Here is a 20,001-nt window from a genome sequence, read left to right on the forward strand (position 1 = left end):
CGACGTCGCACGACATCCCACGCGTTGCCGGACGGCGTCCCGGACGCCGTCGCGGCTGCCCTCGCGTGCGTTGTCGCGTGCGTCGTCGCATGCGTTTTCCCGTGCGTCGGCTCGTGCTTCGTCGCCTGCGCCGCCGCGTGACTTCATTCGCGCGGCCTGACGAGAAGGGATGTCATGCCCTCCGAGTTGGGCCAGCCGCCTCCGCCCGGGAAGCCGCCTCCGCCGGGTCCGCCGCCGCCTCTGCGGCAGGCCGGATCGCCGTTGTGCATGTTGCACCACCAGCGCGGCGGCGGATTGCTCGGCGGCTTGTTCGGATCGCAGTTGCCGCCCTCGGGGAATGGCGACTGGCACGGCGGCTTGTCACCGTCGCCGTCGTCACCATCGTCGCCGTCGTCGCCCTGGCAGCGCGGGTCGAAATCGCCGACCGGGGTGTCGCACCACGGCGGCCTGCCGTCGTGCTTCTTCTTTTTCTTGACCGGAGGCTTGGCCCACTTCTGGACGATGCCGCTCCAGACCGGGGGCGGGAACGCCTTGGCCTCCATCGTCCTCGTCGCGTCCGCCATATAGCTGCGCCAGATCCGCGCCGGGATCGTCCCGCCCTGGACCTCGCCCACGCCCGGCAGGATGAGGGACTTCTTCTTCCCGTCCGGACCCGTCGCGTCGTTGTAGAGCGTCACCGCCGTCGACATCTGCGGAACGTAACCGACGAACCACGTCGCGACATTGCGGTCGGTGGTGCCCGTCTTGCCCGCGGCGGCCCTTCCGTCGGGCAGCGCCGCCGCCGTCGCCGTGCCGCCCCTGATGACCTGCTGCATCGCGTAGGTGGCGTCCGCCGCGACCTTCGGGTCGAAGACGCGGTGCGACTCGTACTTCGGCTTCAGCCGCATCGTCTTGTTGTCGGTCATCTTGACGTTGCGGATCACGTGCGGCTGGTGATAGACCCCGCCGTTCGCGAATGCCGCGTACCCGACCGCCTGCTCGATCGGACGAATGTTGTTCACGCCCAGCGCGAGGTTGATGCAGCAGGAGTGCGGCTTCAACAGGTCGGGCGCGATGCCCGCGTCCGTCTCGGTCTTGATGACCTCCTGGATGCCGACCTTGCCCATGAGCTGGAGGAACGCGGTGTTCACCGAGTCCTGTGTCGCCTTGATCAGGTCGATCGCGGGACCCTCATTGTGGCTGTTCGGAACAACGGTGGCGTTCGGCGTGCCCTTCGGCACGACATTGCCCTTCGGGTCGATCGGCGTCATCGACCGCCCCTCGACCAGGCTCTTCAGGCTGAATCCCTGTTTGAGCGCCGTCGCCAGCACATACGGCTTCATCGCCGACCCGGCCTGCGCCGACCCCGACCACACGTTGTCGAACGCCTGCGAGAGATAGTCGGGCCCGCCATAGAACGCGACGACCTCGCCGTTCGCCGAGTTCACCGACACCAGCCCCACGCGAATCTTCTTCTTCGCGAGCCGCTTCGGATTCACCTGCGGGACGGTGTGCTCGGCCGCCTGCCGCGCCTGCTCCATCTTCTTCTTGTCGAACGTCGTGTAAACGCGCAGGCCCTTGGTCGTCAGTTCCTTGTTGTCGACCCCCTGGCGGCGCAACTCCTCCTTGGCCCGCATCAGCATGTAGCCGCGCTGGCCGCTGTAGAGCTGGTCGCCCGTTCCCGCCTCGTGAATCTTCGGCAGCTTCGCCATGTACCGGTCGGCGTCCGCCTGGCTGAGCTTCTTCATCGAGACCAGACCGCGGAGCGTGTACTGGTACCGCCCGGTCAGCCACGCCCGGTTCGCCTTCTCGCCCGGGTCGCGGTTCGGGTTCTGAATGATCCCGCCCAGCACGGCCGCCTGGTCGGGGGTCAGCTTCCACACGTCCCTCCCGAAGTACTCGCGGGAGGCCGCCTGGATACCGTAGGTGTCACGGCCGAAGTAAATGGTGTTCAGGTAGAGCTTGAGGATCTCGTCCTTGGAATGCTTGTCCTCCAGCTTCAACGAGATGAACAGCTCCCTGAACTTCCGGTCCATCGTCCGGTTGGTCGGGTCGGAGTAGTAGTTCTTCGCGAGCTGCTGCGTGATCGTGGACCCACCGCCCGACCCGCCGGTCAGGTTCGCCCACACCGCCCGCGTCGTCCCCTTGACCGAGAACCCGGGGTCGGTGCGGAAGCTCCGGTTCTCCGCCGCCAGCACCGAGTCCTGGACGATCGGCGGTATCTGCTTCAACTCGACGCTCTGCCGCTTCTTGCCGATCCTTCCGATCTCGCTCCTGCCATCGCTGTAGTAGAAGATCGACGCCTGGTCCTCCACACCCGCCACCGTCGGCTCGGCGGGCGTCGGCGTGTTCGCGTACGCGACCCAGATCAACGTCACGAAGCTGGCGAACCCCAGCACGCAGACACCGGCGACGAGCTTCCACGAGGGGATGAACCGCCGCCATCCCGTATTGCGCGACCGGAAGTGATCGAGGAACGTCCGCTTCCGACCGGGCGGCCTGCCGGGCCCGCCCGGACCGCCGGGCCCACCGGGCCCTCCAGGACCACCCGGGCCAAGGGGACCTCCGGGTCCGCTGGGGCTGGCCACCGTGCCCATGCGCCTACGTCCAGGAGCACTGGTCTTCTTGAGGCCCGGCACGCTGAGCTTGGAAAGCCGTCCCTTGACCCCGCCCAGCCCACCGGCGACCCCGGCTCCACCACTGGCCGGTGCACCCATCCCGAACTGAGCCCCGCCCTGAGGCCCGCCGAACCCACCAGGAGCACCGGGTCCCGCCACACCACCGGGCCCAGCAGAAGGCACGCCCGGACCACCAAACCCACCAGGCCCGCCAGGGCCCACAGGAATACCAAACCCACCAGGACTGCCGGGACCACCAGGCGCACCGGGGCCTCTCGGAGCATTGCCTCCAGGCGGCACCGCAGGAGCATTCAGCCCGTTGGGCCCACCAAAACCGCCAGCTCCACCACCCGCGCCACCCGGTGTCGGGCCACCCATCGGCCCAACACCGTTCAACCCACCAATATCACCAACGGTATTAGCAACATCACTTTGAGCGGCATGAGCGGGACCACCCGAGCCGCCCGGAAGATCGGTCGGCCAGATATCGGACGATCCCAAAACACCCGTCTCACCGGAACCACCGGGAGAGCCGCCCTGCTGGAACCCGCCCGGCCCCCTGGGAGAAGCGCCCGGTGCGCCCATGTGGCCGGAAGCAAGCGGGTCCTCGCCCGGGGGAGTGCCGGGCGGAGGGCCGAAGATGGCGGTCGCGTCCGGCTCGGGAGCACCGCTCCCCGCAGAGGGAGGGACACCGAAGGGGCCTGGACTGGAGGACGCACCGCCTGGGGAGGGCGGACTGTCGTCCTGGCTCGCCTCAACTTGGGCATCCGGACTTTCCGGGACATCTGAGCGGCCGAGACGGGGGACCTGCTGCCCGCCCGGCCACTGCGACCCGGACTCCGGTCGGGGCTGGCTTGGATTACTCACGAGACCTCATCGACAGGGGGGACAAACGGCTCGTATGCCGTCCGAAGGGTACTGTGCGGGCTGGTGAGCGGGGGGAGCGCTGTTCACGCCGAGACGTCGTTCTGGCTGGTCAACGCCCTCGCGGACGGCGCGGTCGGCGGCTTCCTCCTTGGTCGTCTACCGCTCGGGGCTCTGCTCCCCGTGGCCGAGGACATACGACATGGCCAGATGGTTCCAGGCGCAACTTTGGCATACTTCCACCACATACACCCTGAATTCTCCGTATTCGCGATCCATCTCGGCCAGCTCGGCGGTAACCTTCACGCGCCCTGCGTAACGTCCCAGCTCGTCCCCGTACACGTAGGTCACGTGGGTGAGGCGCTCGCGTTCGCAGACCGGGCAGGGCTTGTCCGTGGGTTCGCCGTGGCACTTGGCCGCACGGAGGAGATAGGGGTGCGCGTCGCACGCGTCGTCCCTGGTGACGGAGCCGGATCTCAGCTCGGCCAGCGCGGCCCGCTTCGCCAGCCCGTAGTCGACCACGAGCCTCGGTCTCATCGGTGGCTTCGACCCCGCATGGCAGCAGGGTAAGCCCGGCCCCGGCCGCCCCGGTAGATCATCGCGGCGAGGTTATCCACAGAACCCCGTTCCACTTCCCTGGCCCACCCGCGCCCCCGACCATGGAACGACCGGACAACAACCACCCTGGTCAGGGGCGCCACTCGACCCCTGGACCCCCCGTTTCGGACGCCACCAAACCCCACCCAGGGGAGGGTCTCCAGTGCTGGACTTGCCAGGACGACCGCCCGTACGTATCTTTGCGATGTATCGAAGCGATACATTCACTCGATACATCGAACTGAGACATCGGCACTGCGGAAGCGGGAATCGAGATGGCGGGCAAGAAGGGCGCGGGCGTGCTGGAGCTCGCCGTGCTCGGCCTGCTGCACGAATCCCCCATGCACGGCTACGAGCTGCGCAAGCGGCTCAACACGTTGCTGGGCATGTTCCGCGCCTTCTCCTACGGCTCGCTCTACCCGTGCCTCAAGCAGCTCCTCACCAACGGGCTGATCATGGAGGACCGGCCGGAGGAGCCGAACACGGCGCTGGCGTTGCAGAGCCGCCGCTCAAAGATCGTCTACAAGCTCACCGCCGACGGCAAGGAGCGGCTCCAGCAGCTCCTCACCGAGGCGGGTCCGGCGTCCTGGGAGGACGAGGGGTTCGGCGTGCACTTCGCCTTCTTCTCGCACACCCGCGCCGATGTCCGGCTGAGGATCCTCGAAGGTCGCCGCAGCCGACTGGAGGAGCGCCTGGAGAGCGTCCGCGCCGCCCTGGCACGCACGCGCGAACGGGTCGACTCCTACACCCTCGAGCTACAGAACCACGGGCTCGAATCCGTCGAACGCGAGGTCAGATGGCTCAACGAGCTCATCGGGCGCGAGCGGGCGGAGCAGGAACAACAAGCAAGATCATCTTCGCAAACTAATCAGGACATGCCTCGGGACAACGGCCGCTGACCCGCGGCCCGGTGCCTTCGGGGTCGGGTGAAGAAAACACCACATGTTCCGCTAAGAGAGAAGGAGCAACCGGATGGGTTCGGTGCGCGTAGCCATCGTGGGTGTGGGCAACTGCGCCTCTTCGCTCGTCCAGGGTGTCGAGTTCTACAAGGACGCGGCCCCCGAGACGCGAGTCCCCGGCCTCATGCACGTGCAGTTCGGCGACTACCACGTGGGCGACGTCGAGTTCGTCGCGGCGTTCGACGTGGATGCCAAGAAGGTCGGGATGGACCTGTCCGAGGCCATCCACGCCAGCGAGAACAACACGATCAAGTTCGCCGACGTCCCGCCGACCGGCGTGATCGTCCAGCGCGGCCACACTTTCGACGGCCTCGGCGAGTACTACCTCGACATGGTCGAGGAGTCCGACGCCACCCCGGTCGACGTGGTGCAGGCGCTGAAGGACGCGCAGGTCGACGTGCTGGTGTCCTACCTGCCCGTGGGTTCGGAGGAGGCCGACCGCTTCTATGCCCAGTGCGCGATCGACGCCAAGGTCGCGTTCGTGAACGCGCTGCCGGTGTTCATCGCCAGCGACCCCGAGTGGGCCCAGAAGTTCACCGACGCCGGCGTCCCGATCGTCGGCGACGACATCAAGTCCCAGGTCGGCGCGACCATCACCCACCGCGTGATGGCCAAGCTGTTCGAGGACCGCGGCGTTGAGCTGCTGCGCACCTACCAGCTCAACTTCGGCGGCAACATGGACTTCATGAACATGCTGGAGCGCAAGCGCCTCCAGTCCAAGAAGATCTCCAAGACCCAGTCGGTCACCTCGCAGATCCCGCACGAGATGGCCAAGGCCGACGTCCACATCGGCCCGTCCGACCACGTGCCGTGGCTGGACGACCGCAAGTGGGCCTACGTCCGCCTGGAGGGCAAGTCGTTCGGCGACACCCCCCTCAACCTGGAGTACAAGCTCGAGGTCTGGGACTCCCCGAACTCCGCCGGCGTCATCATCGACGCCGTCCGCGCCGCCAAGATCGCCAAGGACCGCGGCATCGGCGGCCCGATCCTGTCGGCCAGCTCCTACTTCATGAAGTCGCCGCCGGAGCAGTACAACGACGACCAGGCCCGCGAGGCCGTCGAGAAGTTCATCCGCGGCGAAGTGGACCGCTGACCAAGCCCACACCCTTCAGATGGCGGCCTGACACAACGTCAGGCCGCCATCGCCGTCTCACACACCCCCACGCGCCCCTCCCCAAGCCGCCAGCCCAGACAAGCCTCCCCCGCGCAGCCGAAGAGACGCAGCACGCCCTGGCCCGCAACCACCACAAACACGCCCACCCCAAGCCCTCGCCCCAGAAGGCACCGCCCCACACCGCGCGGCCGTCCAGACCCTCGCCCGCAGACGCCCCAAGCCCCGGCACCGGGCGCGTCCAGGCCTCTTACCCAGGGCATCCCAGGCCTCGGCACCCGAGCGCGTCCAGACCCGGACCTGGGGTCCACGCCTCTCACTCAGGGACGGGCCCAGGGCCTTGGCACCCAAGGGCGCGCATACCCCGCGCCCGAGGCGTCCAGAGATCGCACCCGGAGGTGCCCACGCCTCCCACCCCGGCGCGTCCAGACCTCGCACTCGGCGGAGCCCCGCGCCTCGCACCCCGGCGCGTCCAAGTCCCGCCCCCGGGGGGATCCAGGCACTCGCTTGGGGACGCCCCAGGCCTCGACACCCGGGCGCGTCCAGGGCTCACCCCCGGGCCTCCGGGGCCCCTCACTTAGGGGCATCCACGCCTCGCATCCCGGAGGCGTCCAGACCTCCTAGTTGGGGCCCCCAGGCCTCGGCAACCCCGGGGCGTCCGGGGCTTGCGCTTCGCGGCGCCCCACGCCTCGGCCCCCAGGGGCGTCCGCGCCCCACATCTCGGGGGCGTCCAGGCCGCGTACTCGGAGACGCCCCGGGCCTCGTCCCCCCGAGGGCGCTCAAGTCTCTCCCTCGGCGGAACCCCAGGTCTTGCATCCCGAGGGACTCCCGCCCGGGCCGGCGCGTCCAGACCCCGGACCGGGGGTCCACGTCTCTCACTCGGGGGCGGCCTCAGGGCCTTGGCACCCGAGGGCGCCCATGCCCCGCGCCCGAGGCATCCAGAGACCGCACCCGGAGACACTTCACGCCTCGCTTACGGGGATGTCTAGCCCTCTAACTCGGGGACGCCCCGAGCCCCAGCACCCGGGCACCTCCGCGCCCCGAGGCGTCCAGGCCCCTCACGCGGGTACATCCACGCCTGGCACCTCGGAGACGTCTAGCCCTTCCCTCGGCGGTCGCACCCGGGCACGTCCACGCCTCGCACCAGGGCGCACCGGGGGGCGGTCCAAGCCCCCGCTCGGGGACGCCCCAGGCCTCGGCATCGGGCGCGTCCAGTGCTCGACCCTGGGGCGTTCGGGTCCCTCGCCTAGGGGCGCCCCAGCCCTCGGCACCCGAGAGCACTTAGGCCTCTCCCTCGGCGGGGCCCCCAGGCCTTGGCACCCGAGAGCGCCCATGCTCCGCAGCCCCGGGACGTCCAGAGCCTGCAACCGGTGACATCCACGCCTCGCCCGCAGGAACGTCCAGCCCTCTCACTCGGGGACGCTCCAGGGCCTCGGCACCCGGGCACCTCCACGCCCCGCACCCCGGCGCGTCCAGACCCCGCACCCGGGGAGCGTCCACGCCTTGCACCCTGGGGCGTTCAGACCCCTCACTCAGGGGCACCCCAGCCCTCGGCGCCCAAGGGCGTCCAGGCCCCTCGCTCGGGGATGCCCAGGCCTCGGCACCCGGGCACGTCCAAGGGTCGCACTGCGGGGACGTCTACGGCCCCGCACCCCGAGGCATCCAGGGATCGCGCTCGGAAACACCCACGCCTCGCACCTCGGGGGCGTCCAAGCCTCTCTCTTGGCGGAGCTCCAAGCCGCGGCACCCGAGGGCCTCCAAGCCCCCGCACCCCGAGGCGTGCAGGCCCCTCCCACGGGTACATCCACGCTGGACCTCGGAGACGTCCAGCCCTCCCCTGGGCGGAGCCCCAGCCCCCCGAAGGCCTCCACGTCTCTCACCCGAGGACGCTCCAGGCCTCGGCACTCGAGCACGTCCAGGGCTCACTCCGGGGCCTCCAGGCCCCTCACTCAGGAGCGTCCACGCCTGGTCGCCCGGAGGCGTCCAGGCCCTCGCTCCCAGACGCCCGTGCCTCGGCACCCGGGCGCGCGTCCAGGGCTTTCCCTCGGCGGAGCCCCAGGCCTCGCCACCCGAAGGCGCTCCGAGCCTCGGCACCCGAGGACGGACACGCCCCGCCTTCCGAGGCGTCCAGAGATCGCAGCCGGAGGTGCCCACGCCTCTCACTCCGGCGCGTCCAGACCTCGCACTCGGCGGAGCCTCGCACCCCGGCACCCTGGGCACGTCCACGTTTCGCACCCCGGCGCCCAGGCCCCACACCCGGGGGGCGCCTCAGGCTCTCGCTCGGGGACGCCCGGGCCACGGCACCAGGCGCGTCCAGGCCCTCACTCGGGAAATTTACGCCTCGCATCTCGGGGACGTTCACCCGTTTCCCTCGGCTTCCCCTCGGCGGAGCCCCAGGCCTTGGCACCCGAAGGCCTCCACGGCCCAGACCCCGGCGCGTCCGCGCCCACACCTCGGGGGTCCAGGCCCCTCACTCGAGGCGTCCAGGCCTCTCCCTCGGCGGAGCCCACTTGACACCAAGGGCTCGACGCCCCGCGCCCTGGGGCATCCGCGCCCCGCGCCTCAGGACGTCCAGGCCCCTCGCTCGGGGACGCCCCAGGCCTTCGGCACCTGGGCACCTTTAAGGCTCGACCCCGGGGACATCCACGGCCCCCCACCTCGGGGACGTGCAGCCCTCTCACTCGGCGGCCCCACACCCCGGCACCCGGGTACGTCCACACCCTGCACCCCGGCGCGTCCAGGTCCGCACTCGGCGGCGTCCAAGCCCGCGCTCGGGGGCGTCCCGAGCCCCGGCACCGGGGCGCGTCCAGGGCTCGCACCCCGGGGCGTTCAGGCCTCTCACCCAGGGGCGCCGCAGCCCTCGGCCGCCAAGGGCGCTTAGGCCTCTCCCTCGGCGGAACTCCAGGGCTTGGCACCCAAGGGCCTCCCGTTCCGCCACCCCGGCACGTCCAGGCCCCGCACCGAGGGTCCACGCGTCTCAATCAGGTACACCCAGGGCCTTGGCACCCGAGGGCGCCCATGCCCGGCCCCGGGGCATCCGCGCCCCGCGCCTCAGGGCGTCCAGGCCCCTCGCTCGGGGACGCCCCAGGCCGCGGCACCCGGGCACGTCCACGCCCCGCAACCCGGCGCGTCCAGGTCCCGCAACCGGGGACGTCCCAAGCCCCGGCACCGGGGCGCGTCCAGGGCTCACACCCCGGACATTCAGGCCTCTCACCCAGGGGCGCCCCAGCCTTCGGCACCCGAGGGCGTCCCAGGCCTTGCCACCCGAAAGCCTCCATGCCCTGCCGCCCCGGCGCGTCCAAACCCCGGACCGGCGGTCCACGCCTCTCACTCGGGACGCCCCAGGGCCTTGGCACCCAAGGGCGCCCATGCCCCGCGCCCGAGGCGTCCATAGACCGCACCCGGAGACATCCACGCCTCGCTCGCGGGGACGTCCAGCCCTCCCCCTCGGCAGAGCCCCAGGCCTTGACACCCGAAGGGCCTCCACCCCCCGCACCCCGACGCGCCCACACTCCACACCTCGGGGGCGTCCAGGCCCCTACTCGGGGACGCCCCGAGCCTCGGCACCCGGGCACGTCCAGGGCTCTCCCTCGGCAGAGCCCCTAGCCGCGGCACCCGAAGGCCTTCACTCCCCGTACCCCTGGGACGTCCAGACCCTGCACCACGGGGCGGCCAGGCCTCTCCCCGAAGATGCCCCGAGCCTCGGCCCCCCGAGGACGCCCACGCCTCGCAACCCCGGCGCATCCAGGTCCCCGTTCCCCGGAGGCGCCCAGGCCCTCGCTCGGGGACGCCCCAGGCCTCGGCAGCGGGCGGGTCCAGGGCTCGCACCCCGAGGCGTCCAGTCCCCTCACTCGGGAACATCGACGCCTCGCACCTCGGGGACGTCCAGCCCTCCCCCTCGGCAGAGCCCCAAGCCGCGGCACCCGAAGGCCTCCACGCCCCGCGCCCCGGCGCGTCCGCGCCCCAACCTCAAGGGCGTCCATGCCCCTCACTCGAGGACACCCCCAGGCCTGACACCCGGGCGTGCCCAGGCTCGCACCGCGGGGACGGCCACGGGCCCGCATCCCGAGGCGTCCAGAGATCGCACCCGGGGATATCCACGCCTCGCACCTCGGGGACGTCCAGGCCTCTCACTTGGCGGAGCCCCAAGCCGCGGCACCCGAGGGCCTCCACTCCGCGCACTCCGGAGGCGTCCACGCCCCTCACTCGGCGGACCTCAGGCCTCGGGCGACCTGGGCGCCTCCACGCCCCGCGCCCCGGGGCGTCCCAGGGATCGCACCGGAGGACATCCACGCCTCGCGCCCGGGGGGCGGCCAGCCCTCTCACTCGGCAACGCCCCAGGCCTCGGCACCCGAGCGCCTCCACGCCCCGCGCCGCGAGGCATGCAGGGAACGCACCCGGGGACGCCCCAGGCCTCGCACCCCGGGGGACGTCCAGGCCTCTGATCGGTGGAGCCCCAAGGCTCGGCGCCCGGGCCGTCCGGGGTTCGCACCCCGGGCCCGGCAGGGACCGCGCTCGGGCGTCCAAACACGCCGGTCATCGGGTTGAAGCAGCAGACTCCCGAAAGACTGCTGCGCCTGACGGCCTGCGGTCAGGCGAGCAAGGGGGCGTCACCGCCACAAGAGAATGCGGACGGTCATCAACCGGCGCAAATATAAGTGGCGCCTTCATCGACTCCACCCGCGCCTGGGGCATGTCCCGGAGACATGGCGCGGAGCGTCTCCGAGGAACCTCTTGCTTCTCACCTGACTGATTCGGGCACGTTCCTCGTCTTTGTGGCTTACACAGCGCCACTCGACGAGGTCGTTCCCTTGCGTTCAGCCCATGGCGCTTGGCTGAAGAACCTCATTTCGCGGCGGGTATAGCTCGTGGCGGGACGCCAGGTCCCGCTGATCGGCGGCGTCTGTCTCGCCGACGACATGGCGGTCGAGAGCTCGACCGCGTCTTGGCCGCAGATCCATGCGTCCTCAACGGGGTCGCCGGCCACAGCGTTACGGAGTTCGCGCCTTTGCTGGTCGCAAGCGGTCTGAAAGCCTCTAGGGCGAGGCCGTGTCGTAGATCCGGCTCCTGATCTCGGGTGGCGGAGTCGTCACGTGCTCTGAACGAGGAGTTGCTGAGGCGGCACGATCTGACCTATGCGGAGTGGGCACAGCCACGGTTGTGCTCGGCCGTACTGCGGCGGGGCGGGGCGGTCGATCGGTGATCACCAGGGTCTTCTTCCGGATGCGCACCATCGCGCCGTCGCGTGATCTGCCTCGGTGTGGTCGTTGGGCGGACTGCGGGCGGGCCTGGTTCGTGTCAACCGGCCAGGTGGGCCAGGTCAGGGATGTGCGCGGCGGCGATCCGGGGCTTGGCCGGGGGCTGGAGGAGGAAGAGCTGCTTGTCCAGTCGCTCCATCTCGCCGCCTCGGCCGCAGATCAGCCCGGCGCAGAAGTCCACCACCTGCCTGGCGACGTCGTCGCTCAACTGGGTGAGGTCCATGATCACGGGGTCACCCTTGCGGAAGAAGTGCCCGATGTGGAGCACCTCGTTGTAGTCCTTGGGACTGAGCGTTCTGATCACGGGTCAAGTCTGCCCACGCCGCCGTGGAGTGCAAGGCCCCATCCGTGGCGGGCGGCCGGCCTCAGGACGATGTGGTGTAGCCGCGAGCTTTCGCCTATCCCCGTGCTGCCGTAGCGGCGCGGCGCGGGCTTCGTTCGCTGCCCGCTACTGGGGGTGTGAAGAGGGCACCTGGCGTGGGACGTGGCGGTGGAGTGGCTTGCGGACGCCTTTGCCGGATGCGGGGTTCGCAGGGCTTGAGCTGGGTGGTGTGTTTGGGGGCGGACGGCGCTCAAGGGTGGTCCTGGGCATTTCGGGGCGCGTGTCTCGATCGGTGGCGGACGTTTCCTTCCGGGCGGGACGAATCACAGGCGTTTTCGGGGGCCGGGTCGGCGCTGCCGCAGGTCAGCGTGCCTGAGTGGGGGCGTTCCTTCGGGTCTGATCACAATGTGTCAAAAGGGCGTGCTGGCAGTGGACATCACCCTGTCAGGACGTCCTTACTTCTGTAGAGCTCGTAGAGGAAAACGGCGATGTAGCGGCTCTTTGTCACGCTCTGGCCCTACTGTGACACCGCCGGTGATTGCGCGCCCGCTTCCGAGGACCGAGTGGAGGACGTTATGGCACGCGAGGTGATCAAGGTGACGGCCGGGCTCGCCGGGCTCGCGGTCGGGTTAACGGCCTGTGGCGGAGGGGAGAGCGCTTCGGGGGCGGACGGGCCGCCCCGGCAGGGCGGGACGTTGCGCGTCGTCGGGTCGTCCGACGTCGAGCATCTCGACACGGCGTCGGTGGCCAGCGTGGGCGCGTACGGGCTCGCGCGGATCTACGCGCGGACGCTGTTCGGGAGCCGCGCGTCCAACGACTTCGCCGAGACCGTGCCCGTGCGGCCCGATGTCGCGGCGCGTGTTCCGACGCGGGAGAACGGCGACGTCAGCGAGGACGGACGTACCTACACGGTGCGGCTGCGCGGCGACGTCCTGTGGAACACGCGTCCGGCGCGGGCCGTGACGGCGGGGGACTTCGTGCGCGGGTTCAAGCGGCTGTGCAACCCCGCGTCGCCTTCCGTCGGCAAGAGCTACTACATCTCGACGATCAAGGGCATGGACGGCTTCTGCCGGGGGTTCGGGGGCGTCGACGGCAGGGACGCCAGAGCCATCGCCGCATATCAGAACCAGCACGACATCGAGGGCGTACAGCCCAAGGACGACCGGACGCTGGTGTTCGAGCTGAAGAGCCCGGCCAGCGACTTCCTGAACCTGCTCGGCCTGCCGTTCACCGCGGCCGCGCCACGGGAGTACGACGGGTACCTACCGGACGGGCAGGAGCTCCGGCAGCACACGATCTCCGACGGGCCCTACCAGATCACCGAGTACCGACCGGGCGCGTCGTACCTGCTCAGCCGGAACCCGGTGTGGCGGCAGAACACCGATCCGCTGCGCGAGCGGCATGTGGACAAGATCCAGATCACGCTCGGGCAGGACTCCCCCGAGACCGTCCAGCAGCAGATCGAGCAGGGGGCGGCCGACCTCGCGTGGGACCAGCCCGTCCCGACGCAGGCGATCCCGCGGCTGCGCGACGATCCGAGGTTCGCGGTTCGGGACACGCCGAACAACAGCCCCTACCTGGTGTTCAACACGCGCAGCCCGAACAACGGCGGCGCGCTCGGCAACCGGGAGGTCAGGCGCGCGCTGGAGTACGCCGTCGACCGCAGCGCGCTCATCAAGATCGTTGGCGGGCCGTCGATCGCGCAGCCGCTGCACACCGTGATCCCGCCGGGGAACGCCGGGTACGCCCCGTCCGACCCCTATCCGACGCCGGGCGGATCGGGTGATCCGGCACGATGTCGCGACTTGATCGGAAAGGCCGGACATTCGGGGCTCACCCTGAAGTTTCCGTATCGCACCAACAGCGTCCACAAGCTGATCGCGCAGTCGCTCCAGCAGAACCTCGCGGCCTGCGGCGTCCGGGCCGACCTCGTCGCCGACACCGGCGGATCGTTCTACTCCAGCACGATCGCCACGCCCGCGAAGGCCCGCGAAGGGCAGTGGGACATCGCCGCTCCCGGCTGGACGCCCGACTGGTACGGCAACAACGGCCGCTCGATCATCCAGCCGCTGTTTGACGGCCGCACCTACGGCCCGAACTCCACCAACTACGGCGGCTACGACAATCCACAGGTCAGCAAGTTGATCGACGCGGCGCTCACCGCGCCCGACCCGGCCCGCGCGGACGGGTTCTGGCGGCTCGCCGACCAGCAGATCATGGCGGACGCCGCGATCGTCCCGCTGCTCAACCGGGCGCACACGATCTTCCGTTCGGCGCGTGTCCGCGGTGCGAGGTTCCTCCCGACGGCCGCCGGTTACGACTACACCCGGCTCTGGCTCGCCGAGGATTGATCGACGGCGGGCACCGTCTGCGGCGGAGGACGGTCGCACGTCCGTGGCGAAGAGTGGTCAGTCGTCTGCGCTGGAGAAGCGCTTGGCGAGTTCGCGGTGTTTGTCCGCGGCCAGTTTCGCCTGTTCCGAGGTGATGGTCGAGCCCGGCATGCGGCCCAGGTGTTCGACCTCGTCCGCGAAACGCAGGTGCTCGGCCTGGGCGTGCTCGCGGCAGGCGAGGCAGGTGACGCTGTCGGGACGCGGGGAGGTCATCGCATACGGCACCCGCAGGCCGCAGCCGGTTCTGACCAAACTCGGCAGGTCTGCGGCCAGGCCGAACGCGGAGGCCATCAGGTCGCGGACGGCGGCGCTGCGGCGGACCACCGCGGACTCCACATGGATGTGCGGATCGTCCCCGGCCATCTGCCCTCCCTCGCCCCGGCGCGGGGCGTAGGACGAGTCTGCCACGTGCGCCATGCGGCTCACAGAGCTTGAACTCCTCGCGGAACGGTCCGAAACGTCCAGCGTGGTAGGTCGCGCAGGCGGGGGGCACGGGCCCGAGGACGAATAGGGTGATCGCGTGAGGGCTGGGGAGTTGCGGCGGATCCTGCGGGGTCGGAACTTCCGGCGCCTGTACGCGACGCGGCTGACCTCGCAGCTCACCGACGGGTTGTTCCAGGTCGCGCTGGCCGGTTACGTGTTCTTCTCGCCGGAGCGGCAGGCCACGGCGGGGGAGGCCGCGGCGGCGTTCGCGGTGACGCTGCTGCCGTACTCGGCGCTCGGCCCGTTCGCGGGGGTGTTCATCGACCGGTGGCAGCGGCGGCAGATCCTGCTGTGGACGCCGATCCTGCGCGCCGTCCTGGTGCTGCTGGTCGGGGGGCTGGTCGCGGCGGGCCAGGACGGTCTGGTGTTCTTCCTCGTGGTGCTCGTCGTGCTCGGCGTCAACCGGTTCTTCCTCGCGGCGCTGTCGGCGGCGCTCCCGCACGTGGTGCGGCGCGACCAACTGGTCACGGCGAATGCCTTCGCGGTCACGTCCGGGACGGTGATCGCGTTCACCGGCGCCGGCCTCGGCTACCTGCTCCGGCGCGTGCTCGGCGGCGGGACGCAGGGGACGGCGCTGATCCTCGCGTGCGCCGCCGTGCTGTTCCTCGCCGCCGGGGCGACCGCGACGACGCTGCCCCGGCTGCTGCTCGGCCCGCACCCGTCCGACGAGGCCGTTCCCGGGAAGGCGACGGTGCGGGTCGGGGAGGCGCTGGGCGGGGTGATCGGCGGCCTGGCGGACGGCGCGCGGCACATCGCGGGGCGGCGGCAGGCGGCGCTCGCGCTCGCGGCGATCTCGTTCCACCGGCTGCTCTACGGCGTCATCCTGATCATGACGTTGCTGCTGTGCCGCAACCACTTCACCGAGAGCGCGGACGCGGGGCTCACGTCGTTCGCGGTCATGCTCGGGGTCTCGGGCGCCGGATACTTCGCCGCAGCCGTGATCACACCGGCGGTGGTGCGGCGGATCAGCAAACCGGCGTGGGTCACGTTGCTGCTGGTGGCGGCGGGGGCGAGCCTGCTGGCCTTCGGGCCGGCGTTCGCGGAACCGGCGTGGGCGGCCGGCTCGTTCGCGCTCGGGGTCGTGTCGCAGGGGGTCAAGCTGTGCGTCGACACGACGCTCCAGGAGTCCATCGACGACGCGTACCGCGGCCGGGTCTTCGCCGTCTACGACATGCTCTTCAACGCGACGTTCGCCGCGTCGGCGGCGGCGGCCGCGTCCTGGCTGCCCTCCGACGGCCGCGCCCGGCTCACGCTCATCATCGTGATCATCGCGTACGCGGCCGGGGCGGGCGCCTACTGGGCGGGCGCCTCCCGCGTCCGCGGCCCCGTCACCGTCCCGTAAGGGGTCAGAGGGACTCGGCGATCGCGGTCATCGCCGCTGCGATGTGGGTCGTCTCGTCCTCGGTGCAGACGTAGGGGGGCATGGCGTAGATCAGCTTGCCGAAGGGGCGGAGCCAGACGCCGTGGTCCATCGCGACGTCCTGGACGGCCTGGACGTCGACCGGTTCGCGTGCCTCGATGACGCCGATCGCGCCGAGCACGCGGACGTCCGCGACGCCCGGCAGGTCGGCCGCGGGGGAGAGTTCGCTGGTGAGGATCGCCTCGATCGTGTCGACCTCGTCCCGCCAGTCGCGGGAGAGCAGGAGCTCGATCGACGCCGACGCCACGGCCGCGGCCAGCGGGTTCGCCATGTACGTCGGCCCGTGCATGAGGACGCCCGCCTCACCGGAGGTGATGACGTGGGCGACGCGGTCGGTGCACAGGGTCGCGGCCATCGTCATGTATCCGCCGGTCAGGGCCTTGCCGAGGCACATGATGTCGGGCGCGACCTCGGCGTGGTCGCAGCCCCACAGCTCCCCCGTCCGGCCGAAACCGGTGGCGATCTCGTCCAGGACGAGGAGCAGGCCGTGCTCGTCGGCGATCTCGCGCAGCGCCCGCAGGTACTCGGGGGCGTAGAAGCGCATGCCGCCCGCGCCCTGCACGATCGGCTCGACGATGATCCCGGCGAGTTCGTGCGCGTGCGCGGCGGCGAGGGCGGACAGTTCGTCCAGGTACGCCTGGTCGGGGGCGGCGGAGTAGCCGAGCGGGGGCGACGGCGCGAAGACGTGCCGGGCGAGGACGTCGTTGAAGATGTGGTGCATGCCGTTGACCGGGTCGCAGACGGCCATGTCGCCGAACGTGTCGCCGTGGTAGCCGCCCCTGATCGTGAGCAGCCGGTGCCGTTCGGGGCGTCCCTGCGAGCGCCAGTACTGCAACGTCATCTTGATCGCGACCTCGACCGCGACCGAGCCGGAGTCGGCGAAGAAGATCTTGGTGAGCGGCTCGGGGGTGAGCCCGACCAGCGTCTCGGCGAGCCGGACGGCGGCCGGGTGCGTGATCCCGCCGAACATGACGTGGGCCATCTTGCCGAGCTGCGCGGTGACGGCGGCGTTCAGGCGCGGGTGGTTGTAGCCGTGGACGGCGGCCCACCAGGACGACATGCCGTCGATCAACTCGGTGCCGTCGGCGAGCGTCAGCCGCACGCCGTCCGCCGACACGACCGGGTAGACGGGGACGGTCGCCGGGATCGGCGCGTAGGGGTGCCAGATGTGCTCGCGGTCGAACGCCAGCATCCGTTCGGTCTCCGTCGGGCTCATCCGCCCGAGCTGCAACGGGATCACGCCTCACCCTCCCCGAGCACGCCCTCGGCGGCGGCCCATCGGCGCAGTTCGGCGGCGGCGGCGTCCTTGCCGATCATGCCCTGGTCGAGGCGCAGCTCCAGCAGGAACTTGTAGGCGCGGCCGACCAGGGGCCCCGGGGCGATGCCGAGGATCTCCTGGATCTCGTTGCCGTCGATCTCCGGACGTATCGCCGCCAGCTCCTCCTCCTGCGCGAGCCGGTCGATCCGGACCTCAAGATCATCATAGGTGCGGCGGAGCCGGTCGGCCTTGCGCTTGTTGCGCGTGGTGCAGTCGGCGCGGGTGAGCTTGTGCAGGCGGGCGAGCAGCGGACCGGCGTCGCGCACGTACCGGCGGACGGCGGAGTCCGTCCACTCGCCGGTGCCGTAGCCGTGGAACCGCAGATGCAGCTCCACCAGGCGCGACACGTCCGAGATGGTGTCCTTGGGGTAGCGCAGCGCGGTCAGCCGCTTGCGGGTCATCTTCGCGCCGACGACCTCGTGGTGGTGGAAGGAGACGCGACCGCCCGGCTCGAAGCGGCGCGTGCGCGGCTTGCCGACGTCGTGCAGCAGCGCCGCGAGCCGCAGGACGAGGTCGGGGCCGTCCTCCTCCTGCGCGATCGCCTGCTCCAGGACGATCAGCGAGTGCTCGTAGACGTCCTTGTGCCGGTGGTGCTCGTCGATCTCCAGCCGGAGTTTCGGCAGCTCGGGCAGGACGTGCTCGGCGAGCCCGGTGTCGACGAGCAGCGCCAGGCCCTGCCTCGGGTGGAGGCCGCAGAGCAGCTTGGACAGCTCGTCCCTGACCCGCTCGGCGGAGACGATCTCGATGCGTCCCGACATGTCGGTCATCGCCGCGATGACGTCGGGCGCGACCGTGAAGCCGAGCTGGGACGCGAACCGGGCCGCGCGCATCATCCGCAGCGGATCGTCGCTGAAGGAGTCCTCGGGGCGGCCGGGCGTCCGCAGCACCTTGCGCTGGAGATCGGTCAGGCCGCCGAAGGGGTCGACGAACTCGTAGCCGGGGAGCCGCGCGGCCATGGCGTTCACGGCGAAGTCGCGCCGGCGCAGGTCCTCGACGAGGGACGTGCCGTAGGAGACGCTCGGCTTGCGCGACTTCGGGTCGTAGGACTCGCTGCGGTAGGTCGTGATCTCCAGCTCGACGCCGTCCTTGCGGAGGCCGACGGTGCCGAACTCGATGCCGATCGTCCAGACCGCGTCCGCCCAGCCGTCGATGATCTCCAGAATCCGCTCGGGCGGCGCGTCGGTGGTGAGGTCGACGTCCTTGGTCGGACGGCGCAGCAGCGCGTCCCGGACGGGCCCGCCGACCAGTGCCAGCTCGTACCCGGCCGCCGCGAACCGGCCGCCGAGCTCGTCGGCGACGGGCGCGATCTTGCGGAGCAGCTCGGCGATCGCGGCGCGGCGCGGCGGCGAGGGCTCGGGGGAGACGTTCTGGTTGGGCACGGCCATCGAGCGTATTTCCTTGGTAAGCGAGCTGACAAAGGACTTTCGGGCGGTTCCAGGGGTGCGCGCCGGAGCCCTTCCGGTGGCCCCGGCCAGGGCGCCGCACGGCTCGTGCGGGTCGTCGCCCGGTCGTCGCCCCGGTGATCGCGCGGTCCGGAGACCGTCCGAAGGAGGACGCGGGCTCTTCACATGGCGCGAACCCCGAGTTACGTTCTGGACACCCCGATGACGCCGGCGCGATCGCCGTGAGCCTCCCCCACGACAACGGTAGCGGGATCCGGTGGTCCACGGTCCGCCGCGGGTGCGGCACAGAGCATTCCAGGGGTCAGCGGGTCGTTCTATGACAGGTGGGGCGATTTCCCCATCATCGGAAAGGTCAGGTCGGGGGGTCGGCGGGGGAGTCCCCGCGGTACGGAGCCGGTCATGAAGGACGCCCTCGCCATCCACCGCGCGCTGCTCGAACGGGAGATCGCGCACGAGATCGTGCGCCTGCCCGTCGCGATCGCGCGCGCGGACGAGCTGCCCGGGGCGCTCGGCCTCCCGGCGGACCGGTGCCTGGCGACCCGCGTCTACGCCTGCGTCCACTCCTCTGACGGCGCCTTCCGGGGGCGCCGCTTCCTGACCGGGGTGATCGTCGCGGCGGGCCGCCGTCCGGCCGCCGAGGCGGTGCGGGTCGCCGCGGGTGCCCGGCTGATCCGGCCGGCCCGCGCCGACCTGATCAACTCCGTCACCGAGTACGCGGCGGGGCTCGTCTGCCCGCTGCTCCTACCGGGCTCGATGCCGCTGCTGATCGACCGGCGCCTGGTGGACGATCTTCCCGGCGACGAGGTCGTGTACACGGCGACCGGCGAACCGTCCACCGCGCTCGGGATTCGGGGACGGTCGCTCTACAGGCTCTGCCAAGCCAAACCAGTCGACCTCTTCCCCTCCGCGCGGGACGGCTCGGAACCCGGTTCCGCTACGTCGGATGCGCCGGAGGCCTCACCACGAGACGGCCCGGGCTTCTCGACGCGGGACGAGCGAGGCTTCTCGACGTCGAAGGACGGAGCCGAGCCGGGCTGGGCGCGGGCCGTCCGGTCGGCTGTTTTGTGGGGACGTGGGGGTGTCAGAGTGGATTGTCCGAAACACCCATTGGCGGGTCGTCCGCCGAGCCGTCGGACGCGGTCGGCGACGGGTATCGCCAGGTTTCCCTCATCCCGGGAGCCACTTCTGGAAATCTGGCGTGGCGGTTTGGCATCCGGACGACCAGAATCCTTGCCACAGGTGGGCGGGAAGGTCTGATGGGCCCTATGTCGGGACTACC

At 70.7% G+C, this 20,001-nt stretch carries 11 protein-coding genes; 5 read left to right on the forward strand and 6 right to left on the reverse strand.

What is annotated here, in order from left to right:
• Nucleotides 1-143: 143 nt before the first annotated feature.
• Together K2F47_RS28290 and K2F47_RS28295 are read right to left on the reverse strand one after the other, a co-directional pair.
• Entirely contained in the window at nt 144-2,351 is a 2,208-nt protein-coding gene (locus K2F47_RS28290) for a transglycosylase domain-containing protein (RefSeq protein ID WP_242908617.1), read from the reverse strand.
• Between the two features lie 1,269 nt (nt 2,352-3,620).
• Nucleotides 3,621-3,983 carry a DUF5318 family protein gene (locus K2F47_RS28295; protein ID WP_242908619.1) on the reverse strand — a complete coding sequence of 121 codons (363 nt, stop codon included), beginning with the start codon at nt 3,981-3,983 and terminating at the stop codon, nt 3,621-3,623.
• A gap of 350 nt (nt 3,984-4,333) precedes the next feature.
• Here K2F47_RS28295 and K2F47_RS28300 point away from each other — a divergent pair, with 350 nt between their 5' ends.
• Both K2F47_RS28300 and K2F47_RS28305 read left to right on the forward strand, forming a co-directional pair.
• The gene (locus tag K2F47_RS28300; RefSeq protein WP_242908621.1) at nt 4,334-4,957 is read left to right on the forward strand and encodes a PadR family transcriptional regulator; all 624 of its coding nucleotides are present in this window, start codon (nt 4,334-4,336) and stop codon (nt 4,955-4,957) included.
• 73 nt (nt 4,958-5,030) lie between these two features.
• Complete coding sequence (locus tag K2F47_RS28305) at nt 5,031-6,110, forward strand: inositol-3-phosphate synthase (RefSeq protein WP_242908623.1); 1,080 nt, start codon at nt 5,031-5,033, stop codon at nt 6,108-6,110.
• Nucleotides 6,111-11,426: 5,316 nt separating this feature from the next.
• Here K2F47_RS28305 and sepF read toward each other — a convergent pair.
• Nucleotides 11,427-11,690, reverse strand: a complete 264-nt coding sequence (gene sepF, locus K2F47_RS28310) for a cell division protein SepF (RefSeq protein WP_242908625.1) — start codon at nt 11,688-11,690, stop codon at nt 11,427-11,429.
• Between the two features lie 593 nt (nt 11,691-12,283).
• Between sepF and K2F47_RS28315 the strand changes: the two genes are divergently transcribed.
• Nucleotides 12,284-14,059: an ABC transporter substrate-binding protein gene (locus K2F47_RS28315; protein WP_242908626.1), complete on the forward strand. Its 1,776-nt coding sequence runs from the start codon at nt 12,284-12,286 to the stop codon at nt 14,057-14,059.
• A gap of 57 nt (nt 14,060-14,116) precedes the next feature.
• Here K2F47_RS28315 and K2F47_RS28320 read toward each other — a convergent pair whose 3' ends face one another.
• On the reverse strand, nt 14,117-14,515 hold the full coding sequence (locus K2F47_RS28320) for a hypothetical protein (RefSeq protein WP_242908627.1): 399 nt from the start codon (nt 14,513-14,515) through the stop codon (nt 14,117-14,119).
• A gap of 103 nt (nt 14,516-14,618) precedes the next feature.
• On the opposite strand from K2F47_RS28320, the gene K2F47_RS28325 reads away from it, so the two are divergent.
• A complete protein-coding gene (locus tag K2F47_RS28325) occupies nt 14,619-15,923 on the forward strand; it encodes an MFS transporter (RefSeq protein ID WP_242908628.1) in 1,305 nt (434 codons plus the stop codon).
• 4 nt (nt 15,924-15,927) lie between these two features.
• On the opposite strand, the gene bioA is transcribed toward K2F47_RS28325, so the two are convergent.
• Nucleotides 15,928-17,241 carry an adenosylmethionine--8-amino-7-oxononanoate transaminase gene (bioA, locus tag K2F47_RS28330; protein WP_242908629.1) on the reverse strand — a complete coding sequence of 438 codons (1,314 nt, stop codon included), beginning with the start codon at nt 17,239-17,241 and terminating at the stop codon, nt 15,928-15,930.
• Complete coding sequence (locus tag K2F47_RS28335; RefSeq protein WP_242908630.1) at nt 17,238-18,704, reverse strand: CCA tRNA nucleotidyltransferase; 1,467 nt, start codon at nt 18,702-18,704, stop codon at nt 17,238-17,240. Before K2F47_RS28335 ends, bioA begins: the two co-directional genes overlap by 4 nt.
• 417 nt (nt 18,705-19,121) lie before the next feature.
• Here K2F47_RS28335 and K2F47_RS28340 point away from each other — a divergent pair, with 417 nt between their 5' ends.
• Nucleotides 19,122-19,979, forward strand: a complete 858-nt coding sequence (locus tag K2F47_RS28340; RefSeq protein ID WP_242908631.1) for an aminoacyl-tRNA deacylase — start codon at nt 19,122-19,124, stop codon at nt 19,977-19,979.
• The last annotated feature ends 22 nt before the right edge of the window (nt 19,980-20,001 follow it).

It is taken from the genome of Actinomadura terrae, from assembly GCF_022751215.1.
GTDB lineage: Bacteria > Actinomycetota > Actinomycetes > Streptosporangiales > Streptosporangiaceae > Spirillospora > Spirillospora terrae.

Bases quoted from the DNA above. Each gene is read 5' to 3' on its own strand.
- K2F47_RS28300 (WP_242908621.1), top strand. From the start codon at position 4,334: ATGGCGGGCAAGAAGGGCGCGGGCGTGCTGGAGCTCGCCGTGCTCGGC.
- K2F47_RS28305 (WP_242908623.1), top strand. From the start codon at position 5,031: ATGGGTTCGGTGCGCGTAGCCATCGTGGGTGTGGGCAACTGCGCCTCT.
- K2F47_RS28315 (WP_242908626.1), top strand. From the start codon at position 12,284: ATGGCACGCGAGGTGATCAAGGTGACGGCCGGGCTCGCCGGGCTCGCG.
- K2F47_RS28320 (WP_242908627.1), bottom strand. From the start codon at position 14,515: ATGGCGCACGTGGCAGACTCGTCCTACGCCCCGCGCCGGGGCGAGGGA.
- K2F47_RS28335 (WP_242908630.1), bottom strand. From the start codon at position 18,704: ATGGCCGTGCCCAACCAGAACGTCTCCCCCGAGCCCTCGCCGCCGCGC.
- K2F47_RS28340 (WP_242908631.1), top strand. From the start codon at position 19,122: ATGAAGGACGCCCTCGCCATCCACCGCGCGCTGCTCGAACGGGAGATC.